The organism is Thermosynechococcus sp. PP555 (genome assembly GCF_031583225.1).
Taxonomy (GTDB): domain Bacteria; phylum Cyanobacteriota; class Cyanobacteriia; order Thermosynechococcales; family Thermosynechococcaceae; genus Thermosynechococcus.
On sequence record NZ_CP134168.1, the window covers coordinates 2,671,144 to 2,684,942 of the forward strand.

Genomic DNA, 13,799 nt, shown 5'->3' on the forward strand with positions numbered 1-13,799 from the left:
ACAAGGGCACAGACGCTATTTCTCTGGCTTCTCTTGATCGGTGGCGTGGGCTAAGAGTCCTTGGAGTAGCTCTCGCAATAGGCTCGGTCCTTGGTAAATCCAACCGGTGTAGAGTTGCACCAGTGTTGCACCGGCTGCTAGTTTTTCGATCACATCCTCTGGCGTGAAAATCCCCCCCACCCCAATAATCGGCAGAGTGCCTTGGGTCTCTTTGTGGATAAAGCGAATCACGGCGGTAGCGCGATCGCGCAAAGGGGCACCACTGAGACCTCCCGCCTCGTCCGCCGGCGATCGCCCCGTCTGCGGAATCATCTGGGTTTTTAGCCCCTCCCGTGCCACTGTGGTATTGGTGGCCACAATGCCGGCGAGTTCATAGGTTTGAATCAGATCAAGAATTGCCGCAATCTGCTCCCAACTCAAATCGGGGGCAATTTTCAGAAGCAGGGGCTTGCGGGGGTGATTGGCGGTTTGTAGCGTCTCCAAAATGGGTTCTAGTTGTTCCTTGGCTTGCAGATCCCGTAACCCCGGTGTGTTGGGAGAACTCACATTAATCACGAAATAATCGCCAAGGGGATACAGGCGGCGAAAACTGGCTAAGTAATCCTCTTTTGCAGCTTCCAAAGGGGTGATTTTTGACTTGCCCAAATTGATACCGATGGGAATCGTTGGCGGGGGCGATCGCTCCAAAAGGGCGGCCATGGCCTCTGCGCCGGCATTATTAAACCCCATGCGATTAATCGCCGCGCGATCGGCTGTTAGGCGAAAGAGGCGCGGACGCGGATTTCCCGGTTGTGGCTGCCAAGTGACGGTGCCCAACTCCGCAAAGCCAAAGCCAAAGGCCGACCAGACACTGCGGGCGACACCATTCTTATCAAACCCTGCCGCCAAACCAATGGGATTGGGAAAGCGTAGTCCCCACATTTGCCGCTCTAAACGGGGATCTGAAAGGGCATAGCGTTGCTGAAGTTGCTGCCGCAGCCAAGTGCTCAGGGCACGATCCTGATTAAGCCACCCACAGAGGGAGATAAACTGCTGGTGCAGAAATTCTGGATCCGCCTGCAACCCAGAAAAAAGAAGTGGCCGCAGCAGGTGCCGATAAGGATCAATGGCCATTCAGACTGCCATTCCCCCACCTAAAGGGTTGAATGATCAACACTATGCCCCTAGTCCAGATAGCCCATGAGGACGGGTGAATCATCAATGATATTAGAAGCCACAGGCCGTTCCCCAGCGGAATAATAGGTTTCAGCAATGTGCAGGCCACTGGTGGTAATCGGACGAATGCCCATCCAATTCACTGTTTCGACAATTTCAAAGTCATCCGTTGCCACGGGGCGCACCCCCATGATGTTCAGGGTTTCAACCACGCGGAAATTGGTGGCCACGATGGGGCGAATACCGGCGGAGTTGATGCTGTCGTAGATTTGCAGGCCACTGCTGAGCACCGGACGCTCGCCGGCATCTTTGATCATGTGCACCACTTGCACGGGACTGGCTTCAATGGGACGCAAGCCGGCACTATTAAAGGTTTGCCATACCACGATGTCGCTGGCTGTGGTTGTGCCTGCGGGGGCAAGAGCCGTTTTTTCGGCAAGGGAAACCATTTGACCGCTATTTTCTTTGGCGGGCGGGGTGCTGCGACGGGCGGGACGGCTAGCTTTGGCCGTGGGTTCTTCGGGGGGTGGGGTTTGAGGCGTTTCAGTCATGGCGATCGCTCCTAATGCAATAATTCAATCCTACAGGTGAATTCGTATGCAAGCATTCTATATCTCTAGTCCTTGATCATAGCAGCCCAAGAGGAGTGCCAGCGGTTTGAGAGATCCCTTTCGGTGCAGGAATGGTTGGCTTTTCAAGCGTGCAGCAGAGGCATCATGTCGCTGGGTGCCCCTTGGCCAATCACTTTGCCACGATCCAGAACAATGGCACCGTCCGCTTGCGCCAGTTCATCGAGACGGTGGGTGACCCACAGTGCGGTGATCCCTTGGCTGTTGACCAGTTGGCGCACGTAGCCTAGGAGTTCCCGCTGGCTATCGGGGTCAAGGAGTGCCGTGGGTTCATCGAGCAATAGCACCCGACAATGGCGAGCGATCGCCCCGGCAATGGCTACCCGCTGTTTTTGGCCGCCACTGAGGGCATAGATGGGACGGCGTTCTAGCCCCTGTAAATTCACAGCTTGTAGGGCGGCACTGACGCGCTCGCGCACCTGCCAATAGTTGAGGGATTCACCATTGAGACTAAAGGCAATATCCGCACCGACACTGGGCATCACCAGTTGGTGATCGGGGTTCTGGAAGACAAAGCCAAGGGGTTGCTCCACATAGACTTCACCGCTTTGGGGCTGCAAGAGACCTCCCAAAATACGCACCAGTGTTGACTTACCACTGCCATTGCGGCCGAGGAGCATCCATAGTTGCCCCCGCGGGATTTCTAGGGACACCCGATCCAGCACTAAAACCTCTGGCGACCAGCCAAAGGAGACCTCTTTGAGATGAATTGCTGGGGGGATTGCCGCCATGGGTTTTTGGACAATGCTCATGTTTTTCGGTAGGGTGAGGATGACCCCCAATTGGGTTGTCGTGCACCAAGTCAGGGAGCGGCTATGCAAGATGGATTATACATTGTCCTCATCAGTATTCATGGTTTGATTCGGGGCGATCGCCTTGAACTAGGACGCGATGCCGATACGGGAGGACAAACGCGCTATGTGGTCGAACTGGCAAAAACCCTTGCAGCCCATCCCCGGGTGGCGCAGGTGGATTTGGTCACTCGTCTGATTCCCGATGCCAAGGTCAGCCCCGACTATGCCCAGCCCATTGAGCGAATTGGCGATCGCGCCCGCATTGTCCGCCTAGCCTGTGGTCCTCGCCGCTATTTGCGCAAGGAAGTGCTTTGGCCTTATTTAGACGTATTTGCCGATGAACTGTTGCGCCATCTTCGCCAAAGTGGCCGCATGCCCGATGTGATCCACAGTCACTATGCCGATGCTGGTTATGTGGGCTGCCGTGTTGCCGGTTGGTTGGGGGTTCCCCTTGTTCACACTGGGCATTCCCTCGGCCGGGTCAAGCGACAGCGACTCCTTGCCCAGGGTAGTAAGCCCGATGCCATTGAGGAGCAGTTTCACTTTACGACTCGCATTGAAGCCGAGGAGCAAACCCTTGCCAGTGCCGCACTCATTATTGCCAGTACCCATCAGGAGGTCGAAGAGCAGTATCGCCTCTACGATCAATACGACCCGTCGCGGATGGCCGTCATTCCGCCGGGGGTAGATACCCGCCGTTTCTATCCAGGGCCTGTCCCTGCCGATTTACCCTTTCGCAAGGAATTGCGTCGCTTTTTAGTGGAACCGGAAAAGCCCTTTATCTTTTGCCTCTCCCGGCCAGTACCGCGCAAGAACGTGGCTGCGTTGCTCAATGTCTATGGCACTGATCCCTTTTTACAGGAGCGAGCGAATCTGGTCTTAGTACTCGGCAATCGCACCGATATTAGCAAGATGGAGGCCAGCCCTCGCCAAGTGTTGACCGAACTCTTTTTGCTGGTCGATCGCTATGACCTCTATGGCAAAGTCGCCTATCCGAAAACCCACACCAGTGATGAAGTCCCCGATCTTTACCGTTTAGCCGCGCAGCAACGGGGGGTCTTTATCAATCCTGCCCTCACTGAACCCTTTGGCTTGACGCTCATTGAAGCGGCTGCCTGTGGATTACCGATTTTGGCGACAGCGGATGGCGGGCCGCAGGAGATTCTCCGCCACTGTCGCAATGGGTTGCTCTTTGATGCCCTTGATCTAGAAGCCATTCGCAGTGCCTTGCATCAAGCCTTTCAAAGTGATAGCCAGTGGCAGACTTGGGCAGACAATGGCCTGAAGGGGGTACAAGCCCACTACTCTTGGCGCAGTCATGTGGAGATGTATCTGCACGCCCTTGCTCAACTGGCGGAAAAATCAGTCTTGCCCGTGTTGAGTGTGCAACGCCAACCGGCTCAGTACCAGAGTAATAAACTGCCAACGACGCTGACACGGAACCGCCTGCTCACCCTCGAACGCCTGTTGATTAGTGATATTGACAATACCTTGATTGGCGATCGCCCTGCCCTTGAGCGACTCTTAACACTTCTGCAACGCCGTCCTGAAATGGGCTTTGGGGTGGCAACGGGGCGTCATCTCGAAATTACCCTAGAGGTCCTCCATGAATGGGGCGTGCCGATTCCCGATGTTTTAATTACGTCCGTGGGCAGTGAAATTCACTATGGCCCTCACTTGGTTCCCGACACCAGTTGGCAGCAGCACATTAGCTATCGCTGGGAACCCCAACGGGTGAGAGACACCCTCGCCGATGTGGCAGGCCTGACGCTGCAACCCCCAGAAAATCAACGCTCCCACAAAATTAGCTACAACGTGGATACCACGGTTCTCCCCAGCATTACACCGGTGTTACGTTTGCTACGGCAGCAGAAACTCCATTGTCGGCCAATTTTCTCCCACAATCAGTTCTTGGATATTTTGCCCCTGCGTGCCTCTAAAGGCGATGCCCTGCGCTATCTTGCCCTCAAGTGGGGCTATCCGCTGCAAAAACTGTTGGTGGCTGGGGACTCTGGCAATGACGAGCAAATGCTGACGGGGAATACCCTTGCTGTTGTTGTGGGCAATCACAGTCCGGAATTGGAAAAGTTGCGCGATCGCCCCCATATTTACTTTGCCCAAGGTCACTATGCCCAAGGGATTCTCGAAGCGATTGAACACTATGGCTTCTAACGAAAAGCCTGCGATAACGTCAAACTAGAAATGCCCTTGGCGCGGTAATCGGCAAGAATCTGAGCCAGTGCCTCCACTGTCGGTTGTCGCGTGGGATTGAGTTTGGGATTGCTCTGCAGTGCCAAGTTGAACTCCGTGCCATCCTGCATCAGCCAGTGACTCCCCCGCTAGCACGCTAGAGAGCTTGGGTTCCTTGAATTAGCCATTCGCCACCAACATTGACTAAAGTAAAGCGTAGCGTTTGATAAAAATCTTGACCAGAGTTCATTATGTAGTGAAGATTTGCATCAACAACGGCTCTATCTGAAGTTAAACCGACAACTTCAGTACTATAAACATCAACGTACTGCACTTTAGTCCACCAATCGATGTATGAACCATAGCCGTTGGGGTGTGCTGAGGCATCATTTTGGAAAGAGCTGGTCAATTGATGCCACGCTGCCTCGTAATTGCCGGCGTTAATCAGAGCATAGTAATTTTCAACAAAAAGGCTGGGATCAGGGAGCAGCTCCGGGTCAAGCAGGACGCGTTCGCTAGCACTTGCAGTGGGTGGGGGCGTAGAAACAGTTTCTGGGGTTGGCAACGGAGATTCAATAGGGGGCGATTGGTCAGGAGTTTCTGCGACTTCAGTAGGGGAATTGGCTAGCGAGGGAGGGCGGGGTTCTAGGCGGTTCGACAGCAAAATTACAGCCATCGCTGCAAACATACTCCCAAAGGCAATCACAAGTGAGCCGAGGATAAACCACGGTGCGAATGATGACTGAGCTGTGGGTACTGATTGAGTCCCAGAGAAGGGTTGTCCTGTAGGCGTGGTAGAGAGGGGTGGGGGTGTGACAACCGGTTCATGGACAATACTGCCTGCCTCAATCATCCGCCAATGTTGATCCTGCCGTTCAACCCGTGCTGGCCTCAGCAATTGCCCTGACTTTTCACTGGGGTGCTGGGGCAACGTTCGCCGAAATAAGTAAGCATCGAAGTCTCCCCTATGCAAGGGAACAAGCCAAGACTGTTGATTGATATCTGTGATCACTAAATAGCTGGGATGAGCAGGACACTCAGTAAAAATGGCACCCTCGCTTTGAGAACCTGAAGGACGCACCAGTGTTCCATAGTTTTGCAGCTCTAACCAATCACTCTGCAAACCACTGTTGTACTTCTCAAGCAGCCAGTTGACCGACGGCGCTAAGCGAGGTGGTGGAGACTCCTCAGTAACCAGTTTAGTAATCAGTGGTGTTTCTAGCGCCTGCATCTCTAACGTTTTTTTTGTTTCTGTCTCTGCATCCGCTACGGCAGCTTCGACTTCCTTGGCGGATTGATAGCGATCGCTGGGTGCAACGGCCAGCATCTTTACCAAAACATCGCGAAACGTTGGTGTGATTTGGACATACTTTTGCCAATTCCAAGTGTGATGGTAGTTATCAAACAATTCCTTGGGATCTTTGCCCGTGAGTAAGACAATACAGGTCACTGCTAGGGCGTACAGATCGGAACTCGGAAAAACCTGCTCACCTCTAACTTGTTCTGGTGCGGCATAATGCGCTGTATAAATTTTTGTATGCCCCTTCGCAACTTCGGTAACACGGGAAATCTCCTTGACTGCACCAAAGTCAATGAGGTAAAGGCGACGCTGCCCCGGAAATTTACTGTTCTTTGCCGATTGGCGAATGATGTTTGCTGGCTTAATGTCTCGATGAATAGCCCCTTGATCGTGGATGTACTGCAAAACAGGTAGGAGATCCTTTAAGACCTCACGAACTTCCTCTTCACTCAAATAACCGCGATAGGCAAGTTCACACTCAAGCGTATCGCCATCAATAAATTCTTGAACTAGATAAAAATAGTGTTGTTCTGCTTTGCCTGTGCTGCTGCTCACCCGCTCCTGAAAGAAGGCAAATAGGGTAGGAATTTGGGGATGTTCCCCCAACGTTTCTAGGAGTCGTGCTTCTCGCTTGAATAAATTTTCTGCTTTTTGCAAGAGGTCTGGATTTGAGGTTTCAACTTGGAGCTGTTTAATCACACATTGGCGCTTGGCGGGCGTATCCAAATCTCGCCCTAGGTAAGTAATACCAAAGCCCCCCTGTCCCAACAGCTGTTGGGCAACATAGCGCCCCCGCAAAATTAAGGGCATGCCGCAGTTGGCGCAGTACTTTTGGCTAATGGTATCCGCCGGGACATCCCCCTCTAGTTCAGGCAGGTCATTGTGGGGATGGGAACACTGGGGGCGGGTGCAGTAGATAAGCATGATTTTGCATCAAGAAGCACCACTTTATTCACGATTAAAACTGATCCAACACTTGGGTGACAACCTCAGGACTCACAGAAATGCCGTCAATCCCCAAATCAATTAACCACGGCAGCCAATGGGGATAGCGAGTGGGGGCTTCGCCACACAGATGGCATCCTAGGTGATGGGCTTTGGCCTGTTGAATCAATTGGGCGATCGCCCCCCTAACGGCAGGATGGTCTTCATTTAATTCCGGTAGTGTTGTTTCGCGATCAATGCCCAACAGCAGTTGGGTTAGATCATTGGTGCCAATCGTAATGCCAGCAACGCCAAGGTTGGCCAGATCAGACAGTAAAAATAAAATGGCCGGCACCTCCGCCATTACCCACAGTTCCACACCCGCCTTGGCTGTCAGACCATGCTGGGCAAGAGCCTTTTGACAATAGACCACCTCACTGACACTGCGGACAAAGGGAAGAATAATACGCAGCGGGCAGGCTTCTAAGCGGTGGGCGATCGCCAGCGCTGACAGTTCCAAATGAAACAGCTCTGGACAATGGCGATAGCGACTCACTCCCCGCAGCCCCCAATCCGTTGCCGGTTCAAACTGATGTCCCCCCAAGAGTTGGCGATAGTCGGCTGGCCGTAAATCCAATGTGCGATAAAAGAGGGGACGGGGGGCGATCGCCCGCATAAATTCACAGAGGTGCTGCACCCAGCGATCGCGCAACTGCTCAGCGTCCCCCTGCTCCAACCAATGACAGGGATGGCGATGATCCAAAAAGGCCAACAACATCAACTCTGAGCGCAATAGACCAATGCCATCACAGGGGAGCGATCGCAATAACCGCAGGGCACTGACTTGACTGACATTTACCATGACCGGCAACGGCAACCGCTTGACCGTCGGGAGTGAGGGCGTTTGCGGCGAGGGGGTCGCCACCACGGGCAATGGCTCTGGGGGCAGTTGATAGATAGACCCCCGATGACCATCTAGAAACAGCGTCATTCCTGAACTAATCTGCTGAGTCGCATTTACCACACCGACCACCGCTGGCCGTCCCAATTCCCGCGCCAGAATGGCACCATGACTGGTTAAGCCCCCCTGCTCACAAATCACACCAACCGCAGCACTCACGAGGGGCAACCAGTGGGGTGGAATACTTTTGCTCACCAAGATCTGCCCAGCAACAGCCGCAGGAGCACAGGGGTCTGTAACCACAAGGGCAGGGGCGATCGCCTGCCCCGGCGCAGCGGGTAGCCCTTCAGCTATGAGGGTGCGCTCCACGGCCTGCGGCAAGGGCGCCAGCGGCAGAGGTTCTGCTAAACACTGTCCCCACCAAACCTGTGTCTGACTGCGATGCCAAACCCAAAGATGGGACGCCGACCCGCGACAGGCCTGCTGCAAGTATTGTTCCTCTGCGGGCGTCAGCTCAATTCCCCTTGGGGGCAAAGGAATGCCGTGATGGGGGAGCGTCACACCGCTGGCGATCGCCGGCAACCTTGGATCACTCCCTGTCCACCAGCCTGAGGCAACAATGGTACTCAAGGGGTAAAGCAAAATCGCCACTTTGAGGTGACAAAAATCCCATCCCTGCTGCCAATAGGTATAGAGATTCTTGGCTTGGACAAGGGCAGCAAAGGCCGCTTCGATCGCCTGATGACACAGGGGTAAACTGGGATGATGTAACACGGTTCCACGGCCTAGCCCCCAAGGTAAGTCCACCGCTTCCTGCCAAAGATAGGTGGTGAGAACAAGATGACGTTCTCCCCCCTGTTGTTGCCAAAAGTGATGACAAGCAGCAAAAATTGTTTCTAACTCCCCCACATCCAAAGGGGTTAATTCATGGGTCATCCTCAGTGCCAGTGCCTTGAAATCCGCCGCATTGGGGGGCACCTCTTGCCAGCGATCGCAGGCCGCGTGCCACAGGGGAATGACGCCAGAGCGTAACTGTTGCCAGACATTGGTGGAAGTCAGCCAGACAGGATGAGGCGGTGGCAAGATTTTTTGCGCCTCTTGCAGGGCAACCAATGTTGGGGAAAGGGCTTCCGCTGGGTACTGTTGTAGGGGTTCCAGAAGGAGTGATGTCACAAATGCGTTTCCTTAATCGTCCTTGGGGGTCTGGGAGCGGACGATCCGACCTAGGGAGAACTCACTTCCGTTTGCTGACGGCGACGAATGTTGAGGACATCAGTGATTTTTCTAATTTGCGCCAAGAGATGATCCAACTGCTTTGCATTCACAATATCAATACACAAATCAATAATCGCCGTGCGTCCCGGATCTGTGTGGACATTGGCTCGTCGCACATTAATTTGATTATCAGTTAAACGGGTCAAAATATCCTTAAGAATACCAACGCGATCAATCACCTCAATTTGCACATCCACAGGGTAGGTTTGGGGACGGCGTTGATTGACTTTTGTGTTCCAACTCACGGGAATCAGGCGATCGCTCGACACCGACTCTAGGTTGCTACAGCCCTGACGATGAATTGAAATACCCCGACTCCCCAACGTCACCACGCCAATAATCGGTTCATCGGGCACAGGACAACAGCAGCCAGCAATGTGATAAACCAAACCCTCCACCCCAAGAATCGGGGAATCACTGGGTTTCGTGGCGGCGGGTACACGGTTAACAGGGGCAGATTCTGAAGGCAGTTCCGGTGGGGTTGTCTCTGGACGCGCTAAGGTAATTGCCCGCAGCCGATTCACCACCAGATTCAGCGTAATTTCGCCATAGCCCAAGGCGGCCACTAAATCATCGACACTTTGGTAGTTGCTGCGCTCTGCCACCTGTTGCATCTGCGGTGACTTCAGAAGGGCTTCTAGACCCGCTTTGCCCAGTTCCTTCTCCAGTAATTCCCGTCCCCGCTGCAGGTTTTCATCGCGGCGCGATCGCTTGTACCACTGCCGAATACGATTGCGTGCCGTTGTGGTTTTAACAAAGTTCAACCAGTCCAAACTGGGGTGGGCAGTTTTCTGGGTGATGATCTCAACTATGTCGCCATTGCGCAGTGGTGTATCCAAGGGCACCATCCGACCATTCACCCGTGCCCCAGCACAGTGATTCCCGACATCGGTGTGAATATGGTAGGCAAAGTCGAGGGGCGTCGCCCCCTGTTGCAGGGCAAGGACATCCCCTTGGGGCGTAAAGACGTAGACCTCCTTATCAAAGAGATCATCGCGAATGCTATCGAGATATTCTTGGGCATCCTTGAGGTCATTTTGCCAATCCAGCAGTTGCCGTAGCCAAGTGAATTTTTGATCGCGAGCACTCCACTGTTGCGGCAAGGAATGACCTGTTTCTTTATACTTCCAGTGAGCAGCAATCCCATACTCAGAGACATGGTGCATCGCCAATGTGCGAATTTGCACCTCCAAGGGGCGCCCCCCAAGACCAATAACCACCGTGTGCAGCGATTGATACTGGTTGGGTTTGGGCAAGCTGATGTAGTCCTTGAACCGCCCTGGCACGGAAAGGAAACAGTCATGGACGACGGCAAGGGCACGATAGCACTCATCTTTTGTGGCCACCAGAATGCGAATGCCCGCCACATCATAGATTTCATGGAATTCTTTTTGCTGCCGCATCATTTTTTGATAGATGCTATAGAGGTGTTTGGGACGGCCACTAATTTCTAAGTATCCAAAGCCCATTCCCGATAAGCGGTCATAGAGAATTTGAATCGCCTGCTGCAGTTGTGCCTCGCGATTAGCGCGTTTTTCCGCCACCAGTTCCTGAATGCGGCGGTAGGCTTCTGGCTCTAAATACTTAAAGGCTAAATCCTCTAGCTCCCACTTGATCCGCCAAATCCCCAAGCGATTGGCCAAGGGGGCAAAGACATCACGGGTTTCTTGGGCAATGGCACGGCGGCGATCTTCCGGTAGATACTCTAGGGTGCGCATATTGTGCAGGCGATCGGCCAGCTTGACAACGATGACCCGAATATCTTGCGCCATCGCCAAAAACATGCGTCGGAAACTTTCCGCTTGCCGCTCCGTCTTACTGGAGAAGTTAAACTTCGAGAGCTTAGTGACCCCCTCCACCAGTCGCCGCACCTCGGCACCAAAATTGGCTTCTAGCTCCTCTGCCGTAACAGCGGTATCCTCAATCACATCGTGGAGAAACCCCGCCGCCAAAAGAGCAGGCCCCCCGCCTAAATCTCGCAGAATACTTGCCACTGCCACAGGATGGGCAATGTAGGGTTCCCCAGACGCCCGCCGCTGTCCTTGGTGTAGGTCGTAGGCAAATTGAAACGCTCGACAGACTAAATCATCCCCATTCTCAGGCTCTGGATTTCGCAGGCACGTCGCTAACCAATCGGGTAATTCAATATCAGTCGGCAAGCTAGGTGCAAAAGCGTTCATAGCAGCAGGCGATCGGGAGAGCAGCACAGTGGATTCGAGTACGTATATTTTAGTTCAATTTCATGCCTATCGCGCGAATCCTGATCGTAAAGACGTTCCTAAACCCTCTCAAGTTTTACAGCTAGGGATTGTTCAATTTTGATCTCCTTTAACATAAAAATTAAGGACTTTAATCAGCAAGGGGGAAGCGTATCGTGGGGGTCTCACTCACACCAATGACAAGGCACTACATTCTGCGTTTACTCAATCAAGGAAGCGATATTTTTGCCCTCGCCGGTCAAAGTTTAGAGAAAGCAGCGGGCGATCGCGAAGCGTCCCTTGGGGGCGATCGCGAGAACGATATTCTAAATCGCCTAGAATCCCTTGCCCCCTCAGAATTAGCAGCTGTAGAGATGATTGTGCGCCTCCACCGCTCCCTCAGCAACGAGGGGAATGAGGGGTCTCACCGACAGATGCAATTCAAAAGCCTTGAGGAAAAACTATGGCGGATTTTAGGTATGGACTGCCCCTCTGAGAGTCCTCAAGCTGCGCCTAGGGAGCCAGTCATCCCTGTCAAAGAGCAGCCGTCTTTAACGGTGGCTCAAGCCCTCGATCACTTGAACCGCGTCAGTGAATTAGCCCAAAAATACCTTGGCAAAGTCATCGTCGCGAATTACTGGCGAGCCTGCCGCCCTTCTAGTAGTTGGTTTGCTGATTTTGTTGTTACCGATGATGGCTACATCACCTACCACGGGTCGTTAGGAACTGGGAAGACTCTTGTGAACCCAACTCAACAGCAGCAGTTGGAAACATGGTTAGTGAGTTTTGTGGATCAATGTCGCCGTATTCTCCCCCTCTTTCGACAGGATCTGCAAAAGGCAAGACTCTCGGGTTCGTCCCTAGAACCTGAATCAGAGATTACTGCTGTTGCAGATAAGCGCTAGCCCCTAGGGTTTGCAGTTTTTGATTCTTGGCGGTCACCGTCGCGGCCAACTCTTGACGATAGGCCATCACTTGCTCCAGCAGCTTTGGATCATGACTGGCCAATAGTTGGACGGCCAATAGGCCTGCATTTTGGGCATTGCCAATGGCAACCGTCGCCACGGGAATCCCAGCCGGCATCTGCACAATGGAGTAGAGGGAGTCCAGCCCCTGTAAGTGTCGGCTCGGTACGGGTACGCCAATCACGGGTAGGGGAGTTAAGGCAGCAATCATGCCGGGCAAGTGGGCAGCGCCACCGGCACCCGCAATAATGACTTTCAGACCCCGCTGATGGGCATTTTGGGCAAACTCGACCATGGCAAGGGGCGTGCGGTGAGCCGAGAGAATCGCCACTTCATGGGGAATGCCAAAGCGTTCACAGATGGCGATCGCCCCCTGCAGGGTTGGCAAATCCGAATCACTGCCCATGACAATGGCAACCAGCGGCATCTCTGACATCCCTCTTTCCTACTCCCTCAGCAAACGGTGCAACCTCATCCTACAGCCCTTTTCACAGGAGCGAGATATTATTTCTCTATGATTACTGCTGCTGCGATTAAGCAATTTGCCCATCAGTTGGGGTTCCATCGGGTGGGGATTGTGGATTTGCGCGCCTATACCCATGACCATCCTTCTGGGGTGGCTGCCCTACAACGCTGGTTAGCCCAAGGCTTCCAAGGGGAGATGGCGTGGATGGCCAACCCGCGGCGACAGGAGATTCAAGCCGTCCTGACGGGAGCGCGATCGGTGATTTCCGTTGCCCTCAATTACTATCAGCCTGATCCAGAGCCACCCCCTAAGGTGAAAATTGCCCGCTATGCGTGGGGGCGGGATTACCATCGGGTTTTGGGAAAACGCTTGCAAGCCCTAGGGCAATGGCTGCAGGCTCAGGTACCTGAAATGGACTACCGTTGGTATGTGGATACAGGCCCGGTACAGGACAAAGTGTGGGCGGAGCAGGCGGGAATTGGCTGGATTGGCAAGCACAGTAATGTGATTTCGCGGCAGTATGGCTCGTGGATTTTCTTGGGAGAGTTAATCACCACGTTGGAGTTGACGGGCGATCGCCCCCACACTAATCACTGCGGCACCTGTACCCGTTGCTTGGCCGCCTGTCCCACCGGCGCCATTGTTGAACCCTATGTGGTGGATGCCAACCGCTGCATTGCCTACCACACGATCGAAAGCCGTGCCCCGGAAATTCCCCCCGCCATTGCTGCTCATTTAGAAGGCTGGGTTGCCGGCTGTGACATTTGCCAGGAAGTGTGTCCTTGGAATCAACGCTTTGCTCAACCCACGGATGTGGCCGACTTTGCCCCGCGATCGCCCCTCTTGAAGACTTCTCTAGAGGAACTCGCCACCCTCAGCGATGCAGCATGGGATGAACTCACCCGTGGTTCTGCCCTACGGCGAATTAAACCCGCCCAATGGCGCCGCAATGCCCAAGCGGTGCTGTCTGCCAATCGGTATGATGAAAAATGATTCAATGCG

11 protein-coding genes are annotated in these 13,799 nt (G+C 53.7%); 3 read left to right on the forward strand and 8 right to left on the reverse strand.

What is annotated here, in order from left to right; genetic code table 11:
• Positions 1-15: 15 nt before the first annotated feature.
• From RHH27_RS13110 to RHH27_RS13120, 3 genes are all read right to left on the reverse strand, one after another.
• A complete protein-coding gene (locus RHH27_RS13110; RefSeq protein WP_315862935.1) occupies positions 16-1,107 on the reverse strand; it encodes a quinone-dependent dihydroorotate dehydrogenase in 1,092 nt (363 codons plus the stop codon).
• Positions 1,108-1,163: 56 nt separating this feature from the next.
• Positions 1,164-1,706: a hypothetical protein gene (locus tag RHH27_RS13115; protein ID WP_302678497.1), complete on the reverse strand. Its 543-nt coding sequence runs from the start codon at positions 1,704-1,706 to the stop codon at positions 1,164-1,166.
• A gap of 143 nt (positions 1,707-1,849) precedes the next feature.
• Positions 1,850-2,536 carry an energy-coupling factor ABC transporter ATP-binding protein gene (locus RHH27_RS13120; RefSeq protein WP_302679172.1) on the reverse strand — a complete coding sequence of 229 codons (687 nt, stop codon included), beginning with the start codon at positions 2,534-2,536 and terminating at the stop codon, positions 1,850-1,852.
• A 63-nt stretch (positions 2,537-2,599) separates the two neighbouring features.
• Between RHH27_RS13120 and RHH27_RS13125 the strand changes: the two genes are divergently transcribed.
• On the forward strand, positions 2,600-4,750 hold the full coding sequence (locus tag RHH27_RS13125; RefSeq protein WP_302678498.1) for an HAD-IIB family hydrolase: 2,151 nt from the start codon (positions 2,600-2,602) through the stop codon (positions 4,748-4,750).
• On the opposite strand, the gene RHH27_RS13130 is transcribed toward RHH27_RS13125, so the two are convergent.
• The 4 genes from RHH27_RS13130 to RHH27_RS13145 are packed head-to-tail and all read right to left on the reverse strand — an operon-like array spanning position 4,747 to position 11,348.
• Positions 4,747-4,899, reverse strand: coding sequence for a hypothetical protein (locus RHH27_RS13130; RefSeq protein ID WP_302678499.1), 153 nt, complete (start codon positions 4,897-4,899; stop codon positions 4,747-4,749). The genes RHH27_RS13125 and RHH27_RS13130 overlap by 4 nt on opposite strands.
• A 26-nt stretch (positions 4,900-4,925) precedes the next feature.
• Positions 4,926-6,992: a serine/threonine-protein kinase gene (locus RHH27_RS13135; RefSeq protein WP_302678500.1), complete on the reverse strand. Its 2,067-nt coding sequence runs from the start codon at positions 6,990-6,992 to the stop codon at positions 4,926-4,928.
• A gap of 34 nt (positions 6,993-7,026) precedes the next feature.
• Positions 7,027-9,066, reverse strand: coding sequence for a putative PEP-binding protein (locus tag RHH27_RS13140; protein ID WP_302678501.1), 2,040 nt, complete (start codon positions 9,064-9,066; stop codon positions 7,027-7,029).
• Between the two features lie 50 nt (positions 9,067-9,116).
• Positions 9,117-11,348, reverse strand: coding sequence for a bifunctional (p)ppGpp synthetase/guanosine-3',5'-bis(diphosphate) 3'-pyrophosphohydrolase (locus tag RHH27_RS13145; RefSeq protein ID WP_206200510.1), 2,232 nt, complete (start codon positions 11,346-11,348; stop codon positions 9,117-9,119).
• A 215-nt stretch (positions 11,349-11,563) separates the two neighbouring features.
• Between RHH27_RS13145 and RHH27_RS13150 the strand changes: the two genes are divergently transcribed.
• Positions 11,564-12,271, forward strand: a complete 708-nt coding sequence (locus RHH27_RS13150; protein ID WP_302678502.1) for a hypothetical protein — start codon at positions 11,564-11,566, stop codon at positions 12,269-12,271.
• On the opposite strand, the gene purE is transcribed toward RHH27_RS13150, so the two are convergent.
• Positions 12,246-12,767, reverse strand: coding sequence for a 5-(carboxyamino)imidazole ribonucleotide mutase (gene purE / locus RHH27_RS13155; RefSeq protein ID WP_206200512.1), 522 nt, complete (start codon positions 12,765-12,767; stop codon positions 12,246-12,248). The two genes, RHH27_RS13150 and purE, sit on opposite strands and share 26 nt — an antisense overlap.
• A gap of 78 nt (positions 12,768-12,845) precedes the next feature.
• On the opposite strand from purE, the gene queG reads away from it, so the two are divergent.
• Entirely contained in the window at positions 12,846-13,790 is a 945-nt protein-coding gene (gene queG, locus RHH27_RS13160) for a tRNA epoxyqueuosine(34) reductase QueG (RefSeq protein WP_206200513.1), read from the forward strand.
• Positions 13,791-13,799 lie beyond the last annotated feature (9 nt).